The organism is Thalassospira xiamenensis M-5 = DSM 17429 (assembly GCF_000300235.2).
GTDB lineage: Bacteria > Pseudomonadota > Alphaproteobacteria > Rhodospirillales > Thalassospiraceae > Thalassospira > Thalassospira xiamenensis.
The window spans coordinates 1,765,060-1,786,217 of sequence record NZ_CP004388.1; the positions used below are offsets into that span (position 1 = coordinate 1,765,060).

The following is a 21,158-nucleotide window of genomic DNA, read 5'->3' on the forward strand; positions in this document are numbered from 1 at the left end:
GCGGCCCGAGATGTGTCTGGACGCCGGGGTGGCGCGTTGCTGCCGGGGCCGGACGGTGATCGAGGCGGCAGGGAGCCCGATGATGGTCCTTCGGCGAGGTTGCTGGACGCCCGAGGTATGTCCGGCCTTCGGAGGTCATGCCATTGCCGAAAGGGGCCGGAGCGGGCAGCGATGCCGTGGGCGGTCAGTGGCCGTCGATGGTGGGAGACAGGTGGGGGCGGTTAGCCCGAAGGCCGTCTGTTGGCGAGGATGGCAGACGCCCGAAGTTTGTCCGGGGTTCATGGGGGGGGGCGGAAGTGCCGCCATGGCCGGAAGTGATCGGATCGACCGTTCGAAGCTAGCCCGCCGGGTGATCCCGTCCATGTGCTACGCCATCGATCACCGCCGGGAAGCAAATGCGCCTTGCTTTGCGCCGGCTTGTGGTTTCGATATGCTGGGCGATGTCATTTTCTGTTTTTGTGGGCGATGGTCTGGGGGCGGTTGGGTTGCGTGTATCACGGCGGCCCTGCAGTATGGGCTTGCATCAACCAATTGATTTGTCGATACCTGTTGACCTGTGCAGGGCCGCAATTGATCAGTTGGGTGTGCAATCGGCTTGTGTTACCAGCGTGATTGCTCCGCTTGTTCGGCCCGCTTCAAGGTCGGTATGTGCGCGTGTGGCCTCGGAAAGGGGATATTCGGTCGCGGCCGGGAACTCATACTGACGCAAAATATTGAACCACGCGTGTGCGGCCCGGTGATAGTTTTCTGTATCCGTGACATACGTAAGGATACTGGGCCGTGCAAGAAACCGGTTGGTCAGATGCCGCAGGTCAAGAGGCGGTATGTCTCCGGCAACCTGACCAATTGTTGCGGTAATTCCGAACGGCCTGGTCGCGTTTAGGGATTTGGTCAGATTATCGCCGCCGATCCCGTCAATCGCGTAATCAACACCCCGTCCTGATGTCAGGTCCATGATGGCGGTTTCAAAATCCTGTTCGCGATACAAGATCGCGTGATCAAGCCCCTGCGCTTTTGCTGCCAGTGCCTTGTCTGAGGAGCCGATTGTGCCGATGGTTGTCGCCCCTAAATGCTTGGCCCAGCGGACCAGTATCTGGCCCAGACCACCTGCTGCTGCGTGTATCAGAACGGTTTGACCCGGTGAGACGCGGCCAATTTGTTCTAATAAAAGGTAGGCAGTCATGCCGCGCAGGAAGGAACCGGCGATCTGATCGGGGTGAATATCATCGGGGATTTTGATCAGCTGGCTTGCCGAAATGTTGCGTTCTGAGGCATAGCTTCCGGCCGGAAAACCGGCATAGGCAACCTTGTTGCCGATGGCAAAGCCGGTCACGTCAGGACCTGTTCCCGTAACGGTTCCGACAGCTTCAACCCCGATAATCGCGGGCTTTTCTTGCAGCGGATACAGGCCGACGCGATGATAGATATCGACAAAATTAACCCCGATCCGGTTTTGGTCAATCCGGACTTCACCCACGGCTGGTGCGGGTAAATTGATTGCGCGTTCCTGAAGGCATTCCGGGCCGCCGATTTGGCTGAGTTCGATGATTCTGGTCATGAAATACTCCTGACATTCGATGTGATATCAGGAATATCCGTTGTTTTTCTTGGGGGAAATTCCCTATATTTGCGTAGTTAATGGGGAAAAATGCGCAAATGAATTGGGAAGACTACCGATACTTTCTGGCTTTGGCTGATACGGGCAGTTTTTCGGCAGCGGCACGGGAACTGGGTGTGGATCACAGCACGGTTGCGCGTCGGGTCAATGCGCTTGAAACCACATTCGGGGTCCGGTTGATTGATCGTTTGCCGAAGTCGGTGATGTTGACGGTTGATGGCAAACTGGTTGCCGAACAGGGGCGTCAGGCGGTTCTGGCAATGCAGGCGGTTGAACGTGTTGCGGCGGGATCCGCCGACCATGTTTCAGGAACTGTTTGTGTGAGCGCACCACCGGCACTGGCCAGTCATATTATCGGGCCAAAAGTCCGGGAATTGCGAGAACAGCATCCTGAGATCGATCTTGTTTTGCAGGGGGAAACCCGATCAACAGACCTGAACCGGCGGCAGGCCGATATTGCGTTGCGCCTGTCGCGCCCGGAAAAATCGGCGGTCACAGTGCGCAAGTTGACGGATATGCCGTTCGGTTTTTACAGCGCACCTGATTATGACAAGCCCGAGCATGTCTGGGACTTTATCAGTTGGGATGAAACGACGGCTAGTATCCCGCAACATCGCTGGATCGAGGAGCGGTTGCATGGGCGCAAGGTCGTGCTGCGTAGCAATGATACCAGCATACAGGCTGCGGCGGCTGGCTCGGGGTTGGGAGTTGCGATTTTACCGCACTTTGTCGGGGATGCCGATCCAAGGCTGGCCCGCCTTTATCCTCATGAAAGTTTTCCACCGCGCGAGGTCTGGATGCTGGTGCATGAGGATCTGCGTCATGCACCACGCATCCGAACTGTGATGGATTTCCTGATCAAGACTGTTGCCGTGCTGAAAACCCAGATCGTCTGAGTAATTGATATATTGCTTACCACGCTGCCGCGCTGGATAAAAGCCGTCCTGCCGGGTGATCCCAACCATGTGCGACGCCATCAATGGTGGCCGGGAAACGAACGCGCCGGGCCTTGCCCCAGCTTGTGGTTTCGAGATGTGGGGCGATGTCGTTTTCGGTTTCGGGGGCGATGGTTTGGGTTCGGGTCGGTTGTGCGGTCTGGCAAAGCAGATGGGCGGTGCGGGCGAGCGAATGGCGGGCGGTGGTGATCTGGCCGGTCTGGCTGCGGAGCAACAGGGCTTGGATCGTGCTTGCCGCCATCAGATAGCCGGTGGCGTGGTCAAGGGCCTGAACGGGAAGGGGCGTTGGTTTTGGCGCATCGGCCTGTTTCATGCCGAAATCGGCGATGCCGCAGCTCATTTGGACCAAGCTGTCAAAGCCGCGCCGCTTGGCCCACGGGCCGGTCCAGCCATAGGCGCAGAGTGTCACATCGATCAGACCGGGATTGATGCGGCGAAGTTCATCCGCGCCATAGCCAAGACCGGGCAGGGCATCGGGGCGATAGCCATGCAGCAGGATATCGGCACCCGCCAGAAGGCTTTCAAATGTTTGGCGATCTTCGGCACGTTTGAGGTCAAGCCCGGCACAGCGTTTTCCAAGGGTGATTTCGGGGATTACCGCGCCCTCGTCCCAGTGGGGCGGGTCGATGCGCAGGACATCGGCACCATAGGCCGCCAGAAACCGCCCGGCGACCGGACCAGCCAGAACGCGGGTCAGGTCAAGCACGCGCATTCCGGCCAAGGGGCGGTCGGGTCGGATAACGTGGCGCGATTTGGTGAATGTGCCGTGATCCTGCCAGCCGATCAGCGGTTCGGCTGCAATTGCCGCCCCCTGCGGGTGGGATTGCCAGTCATCGAGGCTGCGCATGGTGGCGGCACAGCCGCCCGCCGCAATGATTGCGGTTTCGAGGTCATCGGATTTCCAGTTTGCGACAATGGGGGCGAGGGCCTGGCGATCCGGATAATCGCCCAGAACCGACAGGGCGGCGGTGCGGTGATGCGGGGCGTTGGTGTGAAGCCGTATCCAGCCATCGGCGGTTTGATAGTCACCTGCAATCGCGTCCCAGACCGGCGGCAATTCCCAGCCCATCGGACGGATCGTCATATCAAACCATTTTGATGCCAGCCGTTGATCAATGGTGACGCCAGCCTGATCACCGGTGGCCAAACCGCGATAGCGGGAAATCATGGCGGATGCGATACCGATGGACGCGGTCGCAAGATCGGTCACGGCAAAGAAGGATGGCAGGGCGTCCGTGCCGGTGATTTTGATATCGGGCAGGGCGTTTGTTGCGCCCGGAAGAGCAAGGGCAGCGGTGATCGGGGTGATGAACGGGTTGGGCTTGTTGGTCATGGCGGTCATGTTGGTGGCTCCTTTTTCCGCATGGGTGGCGCGGGGGATTTTGATCGGCCAAGGATCACGCGGGGCTGGACAAATCGTCAATCTTGATCAAGATAATCAATATGAAAAATCTTGATGATCCGATGAATGAAACGGCATTTTTCACGCTGTCGGCACAGGAAGTCTGTGCGGCGACCGGCATATCGCGCGATACGCTTTATGCCTATGTCAGCCGCGGGATCGTGCGCGCCATTGCCCATCCGGGGGACGCGCGCAAAAGCCTGTATGACCATCGCGATGTGCGCAAAATCATCGCGGGTAAAAAACGCGGCCGGTCGCGGCAATCGGTGGCGGCATCGACGATTGACTGGGGCGAGCCCATACTGGTGTCGAAAATCACCCGCATTGCCGATGGGCGGTTTTTCTATCGCGGCAGGGATGCGGTGGTGCTTGCCGATACCATGACGCTTGAAGATGCTGCACGGCTTCTGGCAGGTCTTCGGGTCGATCAGGATCGGTGTTGCGCGCCCGATTTCATCCCGGCCAATCATGCCACACCGTTTGACCGGATGATTGCGATGATGGCGGGCGAGGTGACAAACCATCCTGCCGGGGATGGCCGCCCGGCAGCGGCGAAGCTGATGCGGCTTGCGGCCTTGGCGGCGGCGGGTATGCGCGATGACGGTGAAAGTCCGATCCATGTGATGCTGGCGCGCGCGTGGCCAAAGAGACCAGAGGCCGTGGATTTGCTGCGCCGCGCGCTTGTGCTGTGTGCCGATCATGAATTGAATGCGTCGGCCTATGCGGTGCGGGTGGCGGCATCGGCAGGGGCGAGTGTTCCGGCGTCGTTGCTGGCGGGGTTGGCGACATTATCGGGCAGTCGACATGGCGGGTTAACGCCGCGCTGCCGGGCATGGATGGACCGGGTGGAAAAGCGCAAGATTGATCCGGTGCAGGATGGCGTGCCGCCGGGGTTCGGCCATCCGCTTTATCCCGATGGTGATCCGCGCACACGCGCGATCATGCAATCTTGCGGGCAGGTGGGGGATGCGTTCTGGGCGCGGATAGCAGACCGGGTGACCGCCGAAACCGGGCAATATCCCAGCCTTGATTTCGGTCTGGCGTTGCTGGAACGCGAGCTTGATCTTCCCAAAGGGGCCGGGCTTGGCATTTTTGCCGTCGGGCGCATGGCAGGCTGGATCGCGCATCTGTTCGAGCAGCGCCAAAGTGGGAAGATCATTCGGCCAAGGGCGGCTGTGGCCGGGTGAGGGTGTGAGGTATTTGGCGGCATTGAGCTTGTGGCGCGATGGACTCCCGCGTTCGCGGGAGTGACGGTTGGGGCGTTGCAGCATGCGCGCGCGTTTTTATCGTCATTTCGGAACACGTGCCGGTCTGGTTTGTTTGATAAACAGGGCAAACGGTAACGAAGGACGAGACAATGCCTGCAAAATCGAAATCCCAGCAGAAAGCCGCCGGTCTGGCGCTTTCGGTCAAGCGTGGTGAGCAGAAAAAGAGCGAACTGACCGGGGCTGCGCGCGAGATGGCAGAAAGCATGTCCGAGGAGGAGCTTGAGGAACTGGCATCGGGCCAGCGCAAGGGCAAACCGGAGCACAAAACCAAGTCGGGATCGTGATCGGTATCACATCCCTGGCTTGTGAAATCAGGCCGTCCGGTTATCTTTTTCGGATCGACAGGATCGCGGAAGGTACAGATGCAGGATCGGCAGCCTTTTTCCATTTGTCATGGCATCGAAGATGGCCATATCGACAAGGCACTTGATCTTTTCTGGCAGGCGTTTCGCCAGAAGCTTGCCCCGGTGTTGAAGCCGGAGGACAAGGCGTTGCGATTCCTGAGGCGGGTTGTTGATCCGGCGCATGCGATCAGTGCAGTGTCGCCCGATGGTGATCTGCTTGGCATTGCCGGTTTCAAAACGCCCGCGGGGGCGTTTATTGGCGGGAAGCTATCGGATATCTGCGCGATTTATGGCGCGTGGGGCGGATTGTGGCGCGGGGTTCTGATCGATATTCTTGAACGGGATCTGTCCGAGGGGGTGCTGTTGATGGACGGCATTTTTGTTGATCCTGATGCGCGCGGCAGGGGTGTCGGGACGGCACTTCTGGACGGGATTGCACATGAAGCCCGGGCGGGCAATCTGGCGCAGGTGCGGCTTGACGTGATCGATACCAATCCGCGCGCCCGGGCGCTTTATGAACGATGCGGCTTTGTTGCGGGCGAGGTGCAGGAGCTTGGCCTGCTTTGCCATCTGTTCGGGTTTCGCAAGGCAACGACTATGATGTTGCCGGTTTGATGCGGATTAAACACAAAATGCTTTAGCGCGCCGGGCTATGGGCTTTGCGTGATCTGTTTGATCCAGGTGGTGATGTGATCCATCGCGCCGGGGGCATAGGCATGCCGCCCCATCACGACAAAGGCCAGTTTGACGATGTCGGGCATCTGATCGGCAAGCTGATAATTAAACAGGCGGCTGCGCAGCAGCCCGTGCGTCGCATCGGGAAGGGTGATGACCCTGTTTGCGCGATTGTTGGGCAGGGCAAGCTTGCGATAGATCGTTGCATTATAAGCCGCATCAACATTGAGGTCATCTTCGCCCCATATGGCAAGCAGGGGCGACGTGACTGTTTCAAGCGGCCCGGTGGCGTCTGATCCGATATTGCGTTTCACAAATTCATAGCGGTCCTGTGACATGACTTCCTGATCATGGGGCATGGCGAGATAATCCTGATATGTGCTGTCGGGGCCGAAAATCCGGTCATCCATATTGTGCGCGGTTGCAATGCGCATGGCGATTTCATCGGGCCGGGTGCCAAGGGCCTCAAGCCGCGTTCGCATGTAATAGGTGCCCTGATGCTGCCAATTGACTGCCGCGCCGATCAGGATGTGAAAGGCGGCATCGGGCAGGCGATTGGCGATATCGGGGATGACCCAGCCGGCCTGCGAAAACCCCAGAAAGCCGATTTTGCGGTTTTGATTGCCATCAAGGTTGCGAAGGGCGGCGAAGGCCGACATCGCCTCGTTGGCGCGATCATTCATGGATTGATCAAGCCAGTTGCCCGTGCTGTTGCCAATACCGGCCTTGTCCCAGCTATACACACCGATCCCGTCATCAAGCAGGCTGTTGATCAGCGGCAGGTAACCGTCATTTGAAAAGCGGTCCTGCGGGCCGTCGCCATGGATCAGAAGGACAATCGGGGCGGTATTGGCCGCCGCATTATCGTCGGGCAGGATCAGGGTGCCCGAAAGCCGGTTGCCGTGATCGTCAAATTCGACAAGGCGGGTATTGCGGCCTTCAAGATCAAAATCGGCAAGCCCCGAAAGGGCAAAGCCAGCGCCAATGACAATAACGATGATCAGGATCGCAAGCCCCGCGAAAAGGCGGTGGCGTTTTGACGTTTTTCCGGGCACGGGCGGGGCTCCGACGGGTTGGTGATGACGATGGATTGAGAGCGATCAGGACGATGTCATGAAACGGGTCAGAAGGGCCTGATTGGCGGCGTCAAACGTGACCCGGCCAAGGGCGACGCGGCCATCAAGTGCGTTTTTGACCGCATCAAAATCCGTATCGGAAAAACCGCCACAGGTTTCAATGACCTCTATCCCGTTTTGGGCAAAGTTTTGCGCCGCAACGATCAGGGCCGCGATATTTGACGCGGCAAAGATATGGGTGGTGAAGCCATCGCCGGGCAGGGTGGTTTGTGTGCCACGTACCGGGTATCCGTCGGCCTTGATCAGAAAGGCATAGTTTTTGATCGGCATGGGGCGGCCTGTCGTTTAATTAAAAGGGCGTTTAAGAAAAGAGAAAGTGTTCCGGGAGCAGAGTTACGCGGATGCGTTTGCGCGTCAATCCTGCGATGCCCCAACGAGCCCAGCCCGAATGAAGCATGATCGGTGATGATGCCATCTGATGAACCTGTTCTGAATTATCCCGATCATCGCCGCCACGATATTCGTCCGCGCATGATTGCGGCCGAGATTTATCGCGGGTCGAGTTACGGGCCCAAACACCCCCTGTCGATCCCGCGGGTGTCGCTGGTGGTGGATATGGTGCATGCGATGGGTTGGGTCGATGGGGAAAACTACCTGACCGGGCCGGTGGCGACGCCGGCACAATTGGCACGCTTTCACGATCCCGACTATATCGCCGCCGTGGCACAGGCCGAACGTGACCAGATGTTGCCCGATGACATGATGGTCAGATACGGGTTGGGTAAAAACGGCAACCCGATCTATCCGGAAATTTTCCGGCGCCCGGCGACGGCGGCCGGATCATCGATCATGGCCGCACGTCTGATTGCCGATGGCGGAATCATCCATCATCCGGCGGGGGGTACGCATCATGGATTGCGTGATCGGGCATCGGGGTTTTGCTACTTCAATGACCCGGTTCTGGGCATTCTTGAACTGCTCGATTCGGGGCTGGATCGGGTGCTTTACCTTGATATTGATGCCCATCACGGGGATGGTGTGCAGATTGCCTTTGCCGATGATGACCGTGTTTTGACGGTTTCGATGCATGAAGAAGGGTTATGGCCGCGCACCGGGACGATTGATGATGTCGCCGGGGGAATGGCGCGGAACCTGCCGATGCCAAGTGGCATGCATGATGACGAGATGCGTTATGTCCTTCATGAATATTTCATGCCGCTTGCGCAGAAGTTCTCACCACAAGCCATTGTTTTGCAATGTGGATGTGATATATTAGCAGAAGATCCATTATCCAGACAGATGCTTGGCAATCAGGCCATTTGGGACGTGGTCGGGGCCATGATCAAAATGGCACCCAGGTGTCTGGTACTGGGGGGCGGAGGATATAACCCTTATGGGGTTGCGCGCTGTTGGTCCGGGGTGTGGGCGGTTGTAAACGAAATCGAAATACCACCTGTGTTAACCATCACAGCGGAAAATATCCTGCGTGCCGTAAAATGGACGCATAGCCGTGGAAAGCAGCCGGACGAAAAAATGCTGACCAGCATTAAAGATCCGTGGCGCGGCGGGGACATACGTGACGAAGTCAGGACACGCGTCCAAAGACTGAAGGGGTATGGGTTATGAAGTCGTTCATTCAAATGACCTTGGTCGTTTGCTTTATCAGTGCTGCCGTGATGGCGGGGCTGAATGCAAAGGCGACGGGGTTTGAACGATCGCGCCTGCTGGTGGATGGCAAGGTTTTCAATGTTGAAATGGCGGTTACACCCGATGAACGGTCGCGCGGATTGATGTTCCGCACCGAAATGGCCGAGGATGCCGGGATGCTGTTTGATTTTGGCCGCGCCAGCGACATTTCAATGTGGATGAAGAATACCTTCATTTCGCTTGATATGCTGTTTATCGACAAGAATGGCGTGATTGTCGGGATTGAAAAACGCACGGTACCGAAATCCGAAACCATCATTCCGGGGCCAAAGCCGGTGCGCTTTGTTCTGGAACTTAATGGCGGTTCGGCGGACCGGTTGGGATTTGAAGTTGGCGAGAAGGTCGAGGGGCTGCCGCGCTAGGCATGCCATAGGCACCCGGGATAGGCCCGTTGCGGCCACGCGATCCTCAATCAGCAATAGCAAGGCCGCGGATGATTTCTGCGGCCTTTGGTTTTTGACCTGCATTTTATTTCCAATCCGGGCAAAAAACGCATAATGCGGTCTTGCCCGTGCGGAATTATGGTGCTAAATCCACATCCGCGTCGGGGAGTAGCGCAGTCTGGTAGCGTACCTGCTTTGGGAGCAGGGGGTCGCGAGTTCGAATCTCGCCTTCCCGACCATTTTTCCCTTTTGCCATACGGACACGTTTTCATGTGCCGGCAAAAGGTGTAAAAGATGACGAGACAGCGGGTGTTAGAGAGCCCCGCATTCATGTTATCTTATCCGACGGTCAAGACGAGGGTCCCGATGAAGGTCCGTGTTTACAAACCTGCCAAAAACGCCATGCAGTCCGGTCGTGCGGCGACCAAACACTGGGTGATGGAATTTGAACCGGGTGCAAAGAAGGTTGCTGATCAGCTTATGGGCTGGATCGGTTCGACCGATACCCGCGGCCAGGTGCGCATGTATTTCGATAGTCTTGAGGAAGCACAGGCATTTGCCGCCCGTCACAAGCTGATTGCCGATATCGAACAGCCGAAATCGCGCGTCCGCCGGGTGCAGGCCTATGCCGATAACTTCGCGTTCAAACGCGTCGTCTGATCCCTCGGCCAGCAAGACGGCCGATCACCATCATCGGGGCGGTTTCCGCCCCGTTCGTCTGACAGAAGACGTTAAAGACTGAAAAGATATTCTATCATGCCGGGCAGGCGTCCAATGCTTTGCCCCGGGGCACCAACCGGCCCCCACAGCGGTCCCTTAGCTCAACTGGATAGAGCAACAGACTTCTAATCTGTAGGTTGCAGGTTCGAGTCCTGCAGGGATCGCCATTTTTATATGCTTGAGGGCAAAGTAAGATATTTGCCTAGCGCCTCTCGCAGGGCCTCTACCGTTCCATGTTCCTTGAACCATGCGTCCAGACTGTCAAGTCGCTGGATGCAATCGTTTATCGTGTTTTCTATGGTCTCAGAGCGATATGGTCGAGAAACATATCGATCAAATCGAAGATTGGTGAGTTCATAATCTTCGCATTTTCGAGCTAATTCTTTTAGGTATTCGGACGCGGACGACGGAAATATAAAATCTGCTGTTGATATTAACCGTTGGGCCTCGTTTCGAACTTCCTTGTCTGTCGTAATCCCGAAACGAACATAAATTAAGTACTGCCTAGCTGCATGAAATGTTTCAACGCGTTTTTCGTGAAGTGATACAGAATAATTGGCTCTTGATACAATTTTTTGATGTTGTGAGTGTTTCCATTGCAAGGCGCAAAGTACAGCCGTGAATATTGCTATGACGATTGTTGATGCCACCATTGGATAGTCAATTTTATCTGAGTATTCGAGGATAGAGTACGCTGCTCCTCCCGCGAACATTCCTAATACAAAACCAAATAAGACTAGAAGGTTTGTGGTTGATGATTCATTTTTGTGTTTATCTACGTCTTTCATGATTTTATACTGTCTAATCTCATTGTTAACTCATGAGAGCCGCAGGCTCACGCCTGAATGGGGCGGGCGACGGTTGCGGCGAAGCGGGCGAGGCACATCCATTTCTGATAACCTTTAAGAAATTATCGTGTATGACTGGTTAAGTGTGTCGTTTGACATAAATATCTAACTTATTAAGTTGTTGAATAATATTTTTCCTTCTGTTTATCTGGTTTACGTTTCTCATGGTGTAAAATTTAAGGTCGCGGGTTATTTGATCAATAATTTGATCGAGTTCTATCGTGAAAATGGAATCCGATAGGAGAGGCATATTATTTGCGATTTTAAGGGCTTCTTTATTTGCTAAATTACTTGGCATATTCTCATCTGAATCCTTAAGCTCCAATGTTTGAAGAATTCTTTGAGTTTGAGAAGGTTCTGGATCGCTAAGGATCAGAAATACTTCAAGAGATTGTCTGACCTTCTTTTGGAATATCTGTAGTTTACGTTTTTGAGCTCGCTTCGATGGCTCTACCGCCCCGCGATAAGCTAAATAACCGCCAAGTAAGGCGGTGGCTCCTCCCAGAAGAACTTCCCATTGTAGTCTGAATGGGTGATCACTAAACAGCATCCAAGAGTTATGTTCTGAAGCAACATACCCAGCGGCCCATCCTACCGAAAATATCCCTAAAACTCCTAAAGCAATGGCCAATGGCAAAAAGTTATCGCGCATTATATGTCCTGTTTTTGGAGAGACGTAGCCGATATGTAACCATATAATTGATAGTGTAAACTCAGTTCAGATGATTTTCTAATATACAATTGTGAGTTTTAGGGCGAAGTTTGTTTGCATCGCCACCTCTATCAACCCAGCCATAGGAAGAATAAATCTTATGGCTTTAATCTTTTAGTTGTGTTTTTGAGGCCCTTCGGGGCCATCAATTCATATCCGGGGGTGATGCGCCCGCTGATCCTGCGGTCTTTCGGCGGCGGAAATATCAGTAAGGTGGCGTTAGGACGGGTTATCTCGCAGCGAGGTAGCGACCCGGGCGGTGATTAAGCGCGATGATCAGGTTGAGCACGACCGCACCGAGGATCGAGAGCAGGACCTTGTCAAACGGCAGGGTCAGGAAGGCGCAGGCGAGGATGACCAGATCGACGGCGAGCTGGAAATAGCCCGCGCGGATGCCGAAATGTTCTTGCAGATACAGGGCAAGGATATTGATCCCGCCCAAGCCGGCACGGTGGCGAAACAGCATCAGAAGACCGATCCCCATCAGCGCACCCCCGGCAATCGCGGCGAAGATCGGGTTGAGCATCGAAAAATCGATCCACATCGGCATCAGTTTTGAAAACAGCGAGACAAGCCCGACCGCGATGAAGGTCTTGATGGTGAAGGCAAGGCCCATGCGTTTGAAGGCCAGCCCGTAAAACGGCAGATTGATCGCAAAGAAGATCACGCCAAAACCGATGCCGGTGGCATGTTCGATCAGAAGGGCCGCGCCCGCCGTGCTGCCGGTGACCAGCACGCTTTCGCTATAAAGCATCACACCCAGCGATACGACCATGGTGCCGAGCAGAAGCGCCAGCACATCTTCGTACAGACGATGGCCGAGATCGGGTTTGGTGGTTTCGGCGGTGTGGGTTGTGGTGCTGGTCATGAAGGAATCGCCGGTTACGGATTGAACAGGCTATCAAATTACGCTTTTCGCATGTGCGAAACAAGCCGGGGGTGGCGACCGGGGGAAATTCGGCGGTTTTTGGCGGGGCGGGGGGATTTAACGCAAAAGACCGGCCTGTCGGGGGCCGGTCTTGATGGTTTTATGCGTGGTTTTGTTCTTTTCCGTCATTCCGGGCGGAGCGAAGCGCAGACCCGGAATCCATTTCTTTACCGCTGGCTGGATTCCCGCTTTCGCGGGAATGACGGGGGTGGGCGGTGGTGGGCGGTGCCGCTGGTTCAGGCGGCCTGATCCCATTCGGGGGCGAAATCGGGATCGATCAGGCGGCCGTCGGGCCGGGCGAGTTCGTTGATGTCGGCCATGTCGGTATCGGAGAGTTCGAAATCAAAGATATCGAAATTGGCCTTGGCGTTTTTGGGTGAGCCGGATTTCGGGATCGCCATGACGCCATCCTGTTGCAGCAGCCAGCGCAAGGTGACCTGTGCCGGTGATTTGCCATAGGCCTTGCCGATGGCAACCAGCGTTTCGTCATTCATCACCTTGGCACGTGCCAGCGGGCAATAGGCGGTCAGCAGCATGTCATGGCTGCGGAGGCATTCAAGCACCTTGGACTGGTCAAGATAGGGGTGATATTCGACCTGATTGACGGCAAGGGGAAAATCGCTGTGGCCGACGGCGCGTTCGATCAGGGCGGTCGGGAAGTTGGAAATCCCGATCAGGTGCGTCATGCCGAGGTTTTTGACCTCGTTCAGCGCTGCGATGGTTTCGCGCAGCGGAATGTCATCATTGGGCCAATGGAGCAGCAAAAGATCGACATGGTCGAGATCAAGCTTGCGCAGGCTTTCGACCACGGAGGTTTGCAGATCGCCGCTTTGGAAATTGTCGGGCCAGATTTTGGTGGTGAGGAAGTAGTCATCACGTGAAAGGCCGGATGCCTTGAGCCCGCGACCAACCCCTTCCTCGTTATGATACATCTGGGCGGTATCGAAATGGCGGTAACCGATTTTGGCGGCTTCGGCGACCATATGTTCGGCACTTGCGTTATCGAGCTCGTATGTTCCAAAGCCAAGTGCGGGGATTTTCGTACCCTGCCAGTTCCGGAAAATCATGATGTTCTACCCCCTTCGATTTGATTTGATTGATTGTTTTGAGAGTTTCGGAAAACTGAGGACAGCTTTGCCAACCTGCGACAGATTTAGTGCAGCGCAACAGCAGCGCAACCTGTACGGTTGGATGGTGGATGCTGTCCTTCGGTTTGGCGAGGGGATAGAATGCCCATGAAAAACGGCAAGAAAAAGGGCGATCACCACATGTGGGATCGCCCGAAGTTCAGGACTTAGAGTGAGGCTGTATCAAGCCAAGACCCAATCTGATCCAATTTCGGGTTGAATGCCTTGATGTGGCTCAAATGCCGAAAAATTCAGGTATTCTCAGTCGTTTCCGAGACGGCGGCATTCAGGTGATAGAGCGATTCCCGGATGACCTGCGGCCCGAGATCCCTGGTGATGAAGACGATTTTTGATCGGCGATCCTCATCAGGCCATGCGGGCAGGGTGGCGGGTGGATGAAAAACATGCTGCACGGCATGGATCGCGACCGGGTTGCTTTCGCCGACAAGGTTCAGGATGCCCTTGACGCGCAAAAGGCTTTCGCCGCGCATCTGGGTGAAGATTTCCGCCCAGGTGACAAATGCATCCCAATGCAGCGGTTCGTCAAAGGTGATGCAGAAGGACCGGATATGGTCGTTATGCCGGTTGACGTCGTGGGAATGCGCGTGGTGGTGGTGATCATGATCGTGATCGTGGTCATGGTGGTCATGCGCGTGATCATGCCCGTCGTGATGATCCTGATGATTGTCGCCGTGCTGTTCATAGGCCTCGTCGCGCAGCCATTTCTGCACATCCATGCTTTTGGTCGCCGGGTCATACAGCCCGGCATTGAACAGTTTGGCCGGGTCAATATCACCCATGGTGACGGCATGGATCGGGGCGGCCGGGTTAAGTTGGCGCAGGCGGGTTTCAAGGCGTTCGCGCGTTTCGGCGTCGGCCAGATCGGATTTGGTGATCAGGATGCGGTCGGCAACGGCGGCCTGTTTGACGCTTTCGGGATGGTCATCAAGCTGCCCCGCGCCATGCAGGGCATCGACGGTGGTGACCACACTATCAAGGCGGAATTTGGCCGTGAGCAGCGGATCGGTCATCAGGGTATGCAGGATCGGGGCCGGGTCGGCCAAGCCGGTGGTTTCGATGATGACCCGGTCGAATTCCGGTACCTCGCCACGGGTGCGTTTGACAAACAGATCACGCAAGCCCGAAATCAGATCGCCGCGCACCGAACAGCAGATGCAGCCGGAATTCAGCAATACGACATCCTCGGACACCTCGCGGACCAGAAGGTGATCAAGCCCGATTTCGCCAAATTCATTGATCAGAACGGCGGTCTTTGCCATGCCGTCGTGAGCCAGAAGGGCATTGAGAAGGGTTGTTTTGCCACTGCCAAGGAAGCCCGTGATAACGGTGGTGGCAACGCGGTCAAACTGTTCGTCGGAAATCGCCATGTCTGATGCTTACTTTTTGCCGTAAAGGTCTTCGACGGCGATTTCGGGTTGGGAAATCACCACTTCCTCGCCATCGCGGGCGGCGAAATAGAAACAGTTGCGACGCCCGGTGTGGCAGGCAACGCCAAGCTGATCGACCTGTATCAGAACCGTGTCCTGATCGCAGTCATAGCGGAAATCGATCAGTTTCTGTACCTGGCCGGAGCTTTCACCCTTGCGCCAGAGCTTGCCACGCGAGCGCGAGTAATAGCAGACCCGGCCGGTTTCAAGCGTTTCGATCACCGCATCGCGGTTCATCCAGGCCATCATCAGGACCTCGCCACTGTCATGTTGCTGGGCGATTGCCGGGATCAGGCCGCTTTCATTGAATTTCAGTTTGTCGGCAATCTTTGCGTTGGTGGTGGCGCTGGTCATCGAAGGCTCCGGTCGATGGTTGTTGACTTTTCGCGGCAGTGGCGTCAAGAAATGATATATTATAACATATCACCCTGTGCCATGGCTTTTTGCAGATTAATGCAAATCGCCCGGCGTGACTTCGGATGTGCGACATGACCGATCTTTTCCCGAAAAAGGGCCACGATCACGACAGATGTATCGATAGCGCAATCGCGCAGGCAGAGAAAGTCTGCGAGGCGGAAAATGCGCGTTTTACCGATATGCGCCGCAAGGTGTTCAGCCTGATCTGGCAATCGCACAAGGCGGTGACGGCCTATGAGCTGCTTGATGCGTTGCAGTCTGAAGGGCAGCGGGTGCAGCCGCCCACCGTGTATCGGGCGCTGGAATTCCTGACCGATCTTGGGCTGGTGCATCGTATTGAGTCACTTAATGCCTATTTCGGCTGTGATCAGCCTGATTGCGATCATCTGGGGCAGTATTTCATTTGTACCCGATGTGGCCGGGTTGCCGAAACGGTGGATGAGGATGTGAGCATCGCGGTCCGCAAGGCGGCGAGACAGGTCGGATTTAAGATCGAAGCCACCACTGTTGAAATCAAGGGCCTGTGCCATGACTGCACCACTCATTGAAGGGCGGGGGCTGATCCTGTCCTTTGGCAATGAACGGGTGCTTGATAACGTGTCGCTTTCGATCATGGCGGGCGAGATCATGACCCTGATCGGGCCAAACGGGGCGGGTAAATCAACACTGGTCAAGACGCTTCTGGGGCTTCAGCAGGCCGATCAGGGCGAAGTCACCCGCAAACCCGGTCTTCGTATTGGTTATGTGCCGCAAAAGCTTGCGATTGATCAGGTTTTGCCGATGACGGTGAAGCGGTTCCTGACACTGACCCGGTCGGCATCGCGGGTGGACTGCCAGAAGGTTCTGGATCAGGTCGGTGCCAGCCATGTGATCGACAATCAGATGAGCAGCCTTTCAGGCGGCGAGACGCAGCGTGTGATGCTGGCGCGGACATTGTTGCTGCGCCCGGAATTGCTGGTGCTTGATGAGCCGACCCAGGGGGTTGACGTGACCGGGCAGGCGGAACTTTACCGCCTTATTGATGATATCCGGGCCGAGCTTAATTGTGCGGTACTGATGATTTCGCATGATCTGCATCTGGTGATGGCCAAGACCGATCAGGTGGTGTGCTTTAACCGGCATGTCTGTTGTTCGGGGATTCCTGAAACCGTGCGCCAGCATCCTGAATACCGATCCCTGTTTGGCAATCAGGCGGCGGATGCGATTGGCATTTATACCCATGCGCATGATCACGAACATGACCTTGCCGGGCATATTGTCGATGGCGGGCATGATCATGGTCATAGGCACGTACATGGGCCGGGATGCGCGCATGGACATCATCATCATGAAGAAGAAATCGACGAAAAAGATCGGATATGGCGGCCGCAATGATGGATGATTTTCTGACCCGTGCGGTGATCGGCGGGATTTTGCTGGCATTTGTCTGCGGGCCGTTCGGGGCGTTTATCGTCTGGCGGCGGATGGCGTTTTTTGGCGATACGCTGGCGCATTCGGCGTTGCTGGGTGTCGCACTTGGACTTTTGATGGGGGTCGATGTCCGGATCGGGATGATTGCCACCTGCCTTGCCGCCGCCCTGATCCTTGCCATCGGGCAACGCCAGAGCCGCCTTGGCAGCGATACGGTTCTGGGGATGCTTGCGCATTCGACACTGGCCCTTGGCATGGTGGCCCTTGCCTTTGTGCAGGGGATTGCGGTTGATCTGATGGCCTATCTGTTTGGTGATATTCTGGCGGTCAATGTTGCCGATATCTGGCTTCTGGGGCTGGGCGGTGGATTGGCCCTTCTGGTGCTGATCTGGATGTGGCGGCCGTTGCTCGCCCTGACTGTCAGCCCGGAAATTGCCGCGGCTGAAAGCATTCCGGTCGAACGGCTGCGTCTGGTTTTCATGCTGCTGATGGCGCTTGTGATCGGCATGGCGATCAAGATTGTCGGGGTTCTTCTGATCACGGCCCTTTTGATTGTTCCGGCTGCCAGTGCGCGGTTTTTTGCCAGAACGCCCGAGCAGATGGCAATTGGTGCGGCCCTGTTCGGGGCGGCATCGGTCATGGCGGGGATCAGCCTTTCGTGGCATGTCGACAGCCCGGCCGGGCCAAGCATCGTGATTTCGGCGGCGGGGCTGTTTGTCCTGAGTGCGATGATGGTTCCCATTCTGCGCCGTTTCCAGGCGTGCTGAGGTGATCAGTCAGGGATAAAATAACGTAGAACGAGCATCTTACGCCCAAACGGAGCTCGTCATGGAAGACGCAACCAATTCACCGCAGCAACCCGGTTCAATTCGCGCGATCAGGAGGGATGGATTTTTTGCGGTTATTCCACCTGCTGCGCGCTGGTTCGGGTTGACGGGCGCCATACCTTTCATGGTGCTCTCATTTGGGGGCGAGTTCTTATCGCCAGCTCATCAGTCTTATGCGCAGTTTTCGTTGATGGCTTACGGGGCGGTGATTCTTTCCTTTTTGGGTGGTGTGCACTGGGGAAGAGCGATTGTACCGCCAGAGCGTGGCCGACTTGAGGATAAAACCTTGTGGGGGCCGCTTGCGATCAGTGTGACCCCGTCGCTATTCGGGTGGGGTGCGTTGCTGGTGCCAGGATTTATCGCGCTGCCGATCCTGGCGGCGAGTTTTGCCGCAATGCTTCTGATTGATCTGTTTATGGTCAGGATCGGTTCTTTGCCGGAATGGTATGGCAATTTGCGTGTGATTCTTTCGGCGGTGGTTGTGGCCTCTTTGCTTTTTGCGTGGGTATAGGATGATTCTGCAAAAAGGGCGCCGAAATAATTCTGGCGCCCTTTTGCGTTTGACTGCGGGATATCTTAGTCTTTTGCCAGACGGGCAAGACCTGCTTCCAGATCGGCGATCAGGTCGTCGGTGTCTTCAAGGCCGACATGCAGGCGGATCAGTTGGCCGTCTTCGTCCCATTTGGTTGCGGTGCGGATGTTTTTCGGATCGGATGGCAGGATCAGGCTTTCGAAGCCACCCCAGCTAAATCCCATGCCAAACAGGTCCATATGATCGACCATATTGGCAAGTTGTGGCTTTGTGACCGGCTTCAGGATAAAGGAAAACAGGCCCGATGCGCCGGTGAAGTCGCGTTTCCAGATCGCATGGCCCGGATCATCGGGCAGGGCCGGGTGCAGGACGCGTTTGACTTCGGGGCGGGTTTGCAGCCATTGGGCGACCTTGATGCCGCTTTCATGATGCTGGCGCAGGCGCACGCCAAGGGTGCGAAGCCCGCGTTGTGCGAGATAGCAATCATCGGGACCAACCGCGTCGCCCGATATGATGATCTGTTTTTTAATCGTCAGAAGGTCTTCTTCGGTGGCGGTGGTGATCGTGCCCAGCATGACGTCGGAATGACCGACGATGTATTTCGTGCCAGCCTGCACCGATACATCAACCCCCATATCAAACGGGCGGCACAAAAGTGGCGATGCCCAGGTGTTATCGAGCAATACCTTGACACCGCGTGCACGGGCCGCCGCCGAAATCGCCGGGATATCCTGCATTTCAAAGGTCAGCGAGCCGGGGCTTTCGCACCAGACAAAGGCGGTGTTATCGCGGATCAGGCCCGCGATATCACCGCCGATGGCCGGATCGTAATATTCGGTTTCAACGCCAAAGCGTTTCAGAAACGTGTTGCACAGATTGCGCGTCGGGTAATAGGTGCTGTCGGTGACCAGAATATGATCGCCCGGTTTGACAAAGGCGAGGATCGCATTGGTGATTGCCGCCACCCCGGACGATACGCATAGGGTGCCAAAGCCACCTTCGAGCTCGGCCACGGCTTCTTCGAGCAGGAAGCGTGTCGGGGTTCCGTGCCGTCCATAGGTCACCTTGCCCGGTGCGGATGAGCCGGCCTTTTCAAGGTCGGCCAGGCTTTCAAACAGGATGGTCGAGGCATGAAGAACCGGCGGGTTGACCACGCCGTGATATTCGCTGGATCGGCGACCGGCATGGACCAGTTGGGTTGCGGGCTTTTGGGGGCGGTGACCTGACATGGGTGGCTTTTCTCCTTGGATGCGTCGGGGGTGACGATGCGACGACGCGCGGGGCCTTGAATTTCTTCTATAACTCAAAGCATTTCAGATCATCGGGTTCAAGGTTTTTTCACCGCAAAGAGTTGTGAAACCGGCATTTTGCGATATTTCAAGCCTTATGCCTCGCGTCCGGTTCCGGGCCGCGTTACAACAGGTAAAGCCCGTTTAACACTATCCGACTTGCAGGAGGCCCCGTGCTTGAACTTCAGGATTTTCGCGCCGCGCGTCGTGCCATTTCCGATCATATGCGCCTGACGCCGGTATTTGCCGCCGGTATTTATGGCGACAAGTCGGTTTTTCCCGACCGGGATCATATTCCGGATTTGTATCTGAAGCTTGAAAACATGCAGATATCGGGTTCGTTCAAAGCACGCGGCGCGATGAATGCCGCCCTTGCCCTTGATGAAGACAAACGCGCCGTGGGCCTTTGTACCGCATCGGGGGGCAATCATGGCATGGGGGTGATCAACGCGGCCCGTGTGCTGGGCGTGCCGGTCAAGATATTCCTGCCAACCAATACGCCAAAGCCCAAGGTCGAAAAGCTGCGCAAGCAGGGCGTTGACGTCGCATTGACCGGGGCGGTCTGGGACGATGCCAACCGGGCAGCCATGGATCATGCGCGTGAAAGCGGCATGGCCTATATCCATCCCTTTGCCGATCCAAAGGTGATTGCAGGGCAGGGCACGATTGCGCTTGAGATGCTTGAACAGCAGGCCGACCTTGATACGCTGGTGGTGGCGATTGGCGGTGGCGGGCTTATTTCAGGGGTGGCGACAGCGGCCAAGCTTTTGCGGCCCTCAATCCGGGTGATCGGGGTCGAGCCGACCGGTGCCCCGACCTTGTTCGAGAGCCTCAAGCATAACGAGGTCGCGACATTGCCAAGTGTGAATACGGCGGCAACCAGTCTGGCGCCGCGTCAGTCATCGGCGTTGAATGTTGATCTGATTAGCAGGAATGTCGACCGGATCGTTCTGGTCAGCGATGATGAAATGCGCGATGCGGCACGCTGGCTTTGGCGGGAATTGGGAATTGCCGTGGAGCTTTCGGCGGCTGCCGGGATTGCCGCAGTGGCTTCTGACCGGCTGGGTGTTGAAAGCCCCGGCAAGATCGGGGTCGTGATTTGCGGTACCGGTTCGGACGGGATGGCGTGATCAAATAAAAAAGGACGAAACCGCTGGGCTTCGTCCTTTTTTAAACCAAACGCCATCCGAAAAACGGATGGCGTGGAAACTTGTAGCGTCGCAAACCGCCAAAGAGCCAAAGCCCTCCGGTGCGGAATTACATCTTCGGCTCTACCACCTGACGACCACGGTACATACCGGTGTTCGGATCAATGTGGTGCGGGCGATGCAGTTCGCCGGTTTCTTTGTCTTCGCGGTACGAGCCCTTGGCGAGCTTGTCATGCGAGCGACGCATGCCCTGACGGGACTTGGTCACTTTTTTCTTTGGCACTGCCATGGGTCATCATCCTCTGGCTTGGGTAAACTCAGGC

At 56.2% G+C, this 21,158-nt stretch carries 24 protein-coding genes and 2 tRNA genes; 14 read left to right on the plus strand and 12 right to left on the minus strand.

The genetic code is table 11. The features are described from left to right. Positions 1-574 precede the first annotated feature (574 nt). A complete protein-coding gene (locus tag TH3_RS08300; RefSeq protein ID WP_007090053.1) occupies positions 575-1,558 on the minus strand; it encodes a quinone oxidoreductase family protein in 984 nt (327 codons plus the stop codon). 98 nt (positions 1,559-1,656) lie between these two features. Here TH3_RS08300 and TH3_RS08305 point away from each other — a divergent pair, with 98 nt between their 5' ends. Next, entirely contained in the window at positions 1,657-2,514 is an 858-nt protein-coding gene (locus TH3_RS08305; RefSeq protein ID WP_007090052.1) for a LysR family transcriptional regulator, read from the plus strand. Between the two features lie 16 nt (positions 2,515-2,530). Here TH3_RS08305 and TH3_RS08310 read toward each other — a convergent pair whose 3' ends face one another. Beyond that, on the minus strand, positions 2,531-3,916 hold the full coding sequence (locus TH3_RS08310; RefSeq protein ID WP_007090051.1) for a CoA transferase: 1,386 nt from the start codon (positions 3,914-3,916) through the stop codon (positions 2,531-2,533). A gap of 101 nt (positions 3,917-4,017) precedes the next feature. Here TH3_RS08310 and TH3_RS08315 point away from each other — a divergent pair, with 101 nt between their 5' ends. From TH3_RS08315 to TH3_RS08325, 3 genes are all read left to right on the plus strand, one after another. Next, positions 4,018-5,163 (plus strand): citrate/2-methylcitrate synthase, encoded by a 1,146-nt coding sequence (locus TH3_RS08315; RefSeq protein ID WP_007090050.1) that lies wholly within the window; start codon positions 4,018-4,020, stop codon positions 5,161-5,163. 170 nt (positions 5,164-5,333) lie between these two features. Next, entirely contained in the window at positions 5,334-5,528 is a 195-nt protein-coding gene (locus TH3_RS08320; RefSeq protein ID WP_007090049.1) for a DUF3008 family protein, read from the plus strand. A 78-nt stretch (positions 5,529-5,606) separates the two neighbouring features. Beyond that, complete coding sequence (locus tag TH3_RS08325) at positions 5,607-6,203, plus strand: GNAT family N-acetyltransferase (protein WP_007090048.1); 597 nt, start codon at positions 5,607-5,609, stop codon at positions 6,201-6,203. Between the two features lie 35 nt (positions 6,204-6,238). Here the strand turns inward: TH3_RS08325 and TH3_RS08330 are convergent, their stop codons facing one another. Both TH3_RS08330 and TH3_RS08335 read right to left on the minus strand, forming a co-directional pair. Next, entirely contained in the window at positions 6,239-7,318 is a 1,080-nt protein-coding gene (locus tag TH3_RS08330; protein WP_007090047.1) for an alpha/beta hydrolase family protein, read from the minus strand. A gap of 45 nt (positions 7,319-7,363) precedes the next feature. Continuing rightward, positions 7,364-7,669: a DUF6506 family protein gene (locus TH3_RS08335; protein WP_007090046.1), complete on the minus strand. Its 306-nt coding sequence runs from the start codon at positions 7,667-7,669 to the stop codon at positions 7,364-7,366. A 135-nt stretch (positions 7,670-7,804) separates the two neighbouring features. On the opposite strand from TH3_RS08335, the gene TH3_RS08340 reads away from it, so the two are divergent. The 5 genes from TH3_RS08340 (at position 7,805) to TH3_RS08360 (ending at position 10,316) form a co-directional block, all read left to right on the plus strand. Next, positions 7,805-8,965 (plus strand): acetoin utilization protein AcuC, encoded by a 1,161-nt coding sequence (locus tag TH3_RS08340; protein WP_007090045.1) that lies wholly within the window; start codon positions 7,805-7,807, stop codon positions 8,963-8,965. Next, positions 8,962-9,408 carry a DUF192 domain-containing protein gene (locus TH3_RS08345; protein WP_007090044.1) on the plus strand — a complete coding sequence of 149 codons (447 nt, stop codon included), beginning with the start codon at positions 8,962-8,964 and terminating at the stop codon, positions 9,406-9,408. The genes TH3_RS08340 and TH3_RS08345 overlap by 4 nt, the downstream gene beginning before the upstream one ends. 183 nt (positions 9,409-9,591) lie before the next feature. Beyond that, positions 9,592-9,668, plus strand: a tRNA-Pro gene (locus TH3_RS08350). A 127-nt stretch (positions 9,669-9,795) separates the two neighbouring features. Beyond that, positions 9,796-10,089 (plus strand): ETC complex I subunit, encoded by a 294-nt coding sequence (locus tag TH3_RS08355; protein ID WP_007090043.1) that lies wholly within the window; start codon positions 9,796-9,798, stop codon positions 10,087-10,089. Between the two features lie 150 nt (positions 10,090-10,239). Continuing rightward, positions 10,240-10,316 (plus strand) — tRNA-Arg (locus TH3_RS08360). A gap of 3 nt (positions 10,317-10,319) precedes the next feature. Here TH3_RS08360 and TH3_RS08365 read toward each other — a convergent pair. The 6 genes from TH3_RS08365 to hisI all read right to left on the minus strand — a co-directional run bounded on the left by TH3_RS08365 (position 10,320) and on the right by hisI (position 15,566). After that, on the minus strand, positions 10,320-10,937 hold the full coding sequence (locus tag TH3_RS08365; protein ID WP_007090042.1) for a hypothetical protein: 618 nt from the start codon (positions 10,935-10,937) through the stop codon (positions 10,320-10,322). Positions 10,938-11,076: 139 nt separating this feature from the next. Beyond that, positions 11,077-11,649, minus strand: a complete 573-nt coding sequence (locus TH3_RS08370; RefSeq protein WP_007090041.1) for a hypothetical protein — start codon at positions 11,647-11,649, stop codon at positions 11,077-11,079. A 289-nt stretch (positions 11,650-11,938) separates the two neighbouring features. Continuing rightward, on the minus strand, positions 11,939-12,577 hold the full coding sequence (locus TH3_RS08375; protein ID WP_007090040.1) for a YitT family protein: 639 nt from the start codon (positions 12,575-12,577) through the stop codon (positions 11,939-11,941). 296 nt (positions 12,578-12,873) lie between these two features. Beyond that, positions 12,874-13,704, minus strand: a complete 831-nt coding sequence (locus tag TH3_RS08385) for an aldo/keto reductase (protein ID WP_007090038.1) — start codon at positions 13,702-13,704, stop codon at positions 12,874-12,876. A 311-nt stretch (positions 13,705-14,015) separates the two neighbouring features. After that, complete coding sequence (locus tag TH3_RS08390) at positions 14,016-15,152, minus strand: CobW family GTP-binding protein (RefSeq protein WP_007090037.1); 1,137 nt, start codon at positions 15,150-15,152, stop codon at positions 14,016-14,018. A gap of 9 nt (positions 15,153-15,161) precedes the next feature. Continuing rightward, complete coding sequence (gene hisI, locus TH3_RS08395) at positions 15,162-15,566, minus strand: phosphoribosyl-AMP cyclohydrolase (RefSeq protein ID WP_007090036.1); 405 nt, start codon at positions 15,564-15,566, stop codon at positions 15,162-15,164. Positions 15,567-15,700: 134 nt separating this feature from the next. On the opposite strand from hisI, the gene TH3_RS08400 reads away from it, so the two are divergent. The 4 genes from TH3_RS08400 to TH3_RS08415 all read left to right on the plus strand — a co-directional run bounded on the left by TH3_RS08400 (position 15,701) and on the right by TH3_RS08415 (position 18,377). Further along, complete coding sequence (locus tag TH3_RS08400; RefSeq protein WP_007090035.1) at positions 15,701-16,177, plus strand: Fur family transcriptional regulator; 477 nt, start codon at positions 15,701-15,703, stop codon at positions 16,175-16,177. Then, a complete protein-coding gene (gene znuC, locus TH3_RS08405; protein ID WP_007090034.1) occupies positions 16,158-17,003 on the plus strand; it encodes a zinc ABC transporter ATP-binding protein ZnuC in 846 nt (281 codons plus the stop codon). Before TH3_RS08400 ends, znuC begins: the two co-directional genes overlap by 20 nt. After that, positions 17,000-17,806: a metal ABC transporter permease gene (locus TH3_RS08410; RefSeq protein ID WP_202965961.1), complete on the plus strand. Its 807-nt coding sequence runs from the start codon at positions 17,000-17,002 to the stop codon at positions 17,804-17,806. The genes znuC and TH3_RS08410 overlap by 4 nt, the downstream gene beginning before the upstream one ends. A gap of 61 nt (positions 17,807-17,867) precedes the next feature. Then, positions 17,868-18,377, plus strand: coding sequence for a DUF3429 domain-containing protein (locus TH3_RS08415; protein WP_007090032.1), 510 nt, complete (start codon positions 17,868-17,870; stop codon positions 18,375-18,377). 65 nt (positions 18,378-18,442) lie between these two features. Here TH3_RS08415 and metC read toward each other — a convergent pair whose 3' ends face one another. Next, positions 18,443-19,627, minus strand: coding sequence for a cystathionine beta-lyase (gene metC / locus TH3_RS08420; protein ID WP_007090031.1), 1,185 nt, complete (start codon positions 19,625-19,627; stop codon positions 18,443-18,445). Between the two features lie 233 nt (positions 19,628-19,860). Between metC and TH3_RS08425 the strand changes: the two genes are divergently transcribed. Then, the gene (locus TH3_RS08425) at positions 19,861-20,817 is read left to right on the plus strand and encodes a threonine ammonia-lyase (RefSeq protein ID WP_007090030.1); all 957 of its coding nucleotides are present in this window, start codon (positions 19,861-19,863) and stop codon (positions 20,815-20,817) included. A gap of 127 nt (positions 20,818-20,944) precedes the next feature. Here TH3_RS08425 and rpmF read toward each other — a convergent pair whose 3' ends face one another. Then, a complete protein-coding gene (gene rpmF / locus TH3_RS08430) occupies positions 20,945-21,124 on the minus strand; it encodes a 50S ribosomal protein L32 (protein ID WP_007090029.1) in 180 nt (59 codons plus the stop codon). Between the last annotated feature and the right edge of the window lie 34 nt (positions 21,125-21,158).

Excerpts from the sequence above, each read along its gene's own strand:
- TH3_RS08390 (WP_007090037.1), bottom strand. The coding sequence starts at position 15,152 with ATGGCGATTTCCGACGAACAGTTTGACCGCGTTGCCACCACCGTTATC.
- TH3_RS08370 (WP_007090041.1), bottom strand. The coding sequence starts at position 11,649 with ATGCGCGATAACTTTTTGCCATTGGCCATTGCTTTAGGAGTTTTAGGG.
- TH3_RS08310 (WP_007090051.1), bottom strand. The coding sequence starts at position 3,916 with ATGACCGCCATGACCAACAAGCCCAACCCGTTCATCACCCCGATCACC.
- rpmF (WP_007090029.1), bottom strand. The coding sequence starts at position 21,124 with ATGGCAGTGCCAAAGAAAAAAGTGACCAAGTCCCGTCAGGGCATGCGT.
- TH3_RS08335 (WP_007090046.1), bottom strand. The coding sequence starts at position 7,669 with ATGCCGATCAAAAACTATGCCTTTCTGATCAAGGCCGACGGATACCCG.
- TH3_RS08400 (WP_007090035.1), top strand. The coding sequence starts at position 15,701 with ATGACCGATCTTTTCCCGAAAAAGGGCCACGATCACGACAGATGTATC.
- TH3_RS08365 (WP_007090042.1), bottom strand. The coding sequence starts at position 10,937 with ATGAAAGACGTAGATAAACACAAAAATGAATCATCAACCACAAACCTT.
- TH3_RS08300 (WP_007090053.1), bottom strand. The coding sequence starts at position 1,558 with ATGACCAGAATCATCGAACTCAGCCAAATCGGCGGCCCGGAATGCCTT.
- TH3_RS08410 (WP_202965961.1), top strand. The coding sequence starts at position 17,000 with ATGATGGATGATTTTCTGACCCGTGCGGTGATCGGCGGGATTTTGCTG.
- TH3_RS08385 (WP_007090038.1), bottom strand. The coding sequence starts at position 13,704 with ATGATTTTCCGGAACTGGCAGGGTACGAAAATCCCCGCACTTGGCTTT.
- TH3_RS08340 (WP_007090045.1), top strand. The coding sequence starts at position 7,805 with ATGATGCCATCTGATGAACCTGTTCTGAATTATCCCGATCATCGCCGC.
- TH3_RS08355 (WP_007090043.1), top strand. The coding sequence starts at position 9,796 with ATGAAGGTCCGTGTTTACAAACCTGCCAAAAACGCCATGCAGTCCGGT.
- TH3_RS08305 (WP_007090052.1), top strand. The coding sequence starts at position 1,657 with ATGAATTGGGAAGACTACCGATACTTTCTGGCTTTGGCTGATACGGGC.
- TH3_RS08345 (WP_007090044.1), top strand. The coding sequence starts at position 8,962 with ATGAAGTCGTTCATTCAAATGACCTTGGTCGTTTGCTTTATCAGTGCT.
- hisI (WP_007090036.1), bottom strand. The coding sequence starts at position 15,566 with ATGACCAGCGCCACCACCAACGCAAAGATTGCCGACAAACTGAAATTC.
- TH3_RS08375 (WP_007090040.1), bottom strand. The coding sequence starts at position 12,577 with ATGACCAGCACCACAACCCACACCGCCGAAACCACCAAACCCGATCTC.
- TH3_RS08415 (WP_007090032.1), top strand. The coding sequence starts at position 17,868 with ATGGAAGACGCAACCAATTCACCGCAGCAACCCGGTTCAATTCGCGCG.
- znuC (WP_007090034.1), top strand. The coding sequence starts at position 16,158 with ATGACTGCACCACTCATTGAAGGGCGGGGGCTGATCCTGTCCTTTGGC.
- TH3_RS08315 (WP_007090050.1), top strand. The coding sequence starts at position 4,018 with ATGAAAAATCTTGATGATCCGATGAATGAAACGGCATTTTTCACGCTG.
- metC (WP_007090031.1), bottom strand. The coding sequence starts at position 19,627 with ATGTCAGGTCACCGCCCCCAAAAGCCCGCAACCCAACTGGTCCATGCC.
- TH3_RS08325 (WP_007090048.1), top strand. The coding sequence starts at position 5,607 with ATGCAGGATCGGCAGCCTTTTTCCATTTGTCATGGCATCGAAGATGGC.
- TH3_RS08320 (WP_007090049.1), top strand. The coding sequence starts at position 5,334 with ATGCCTGCAAAATCGAAATCCCAGCAGAAAGCCGCCGGTCTGGCGCTT.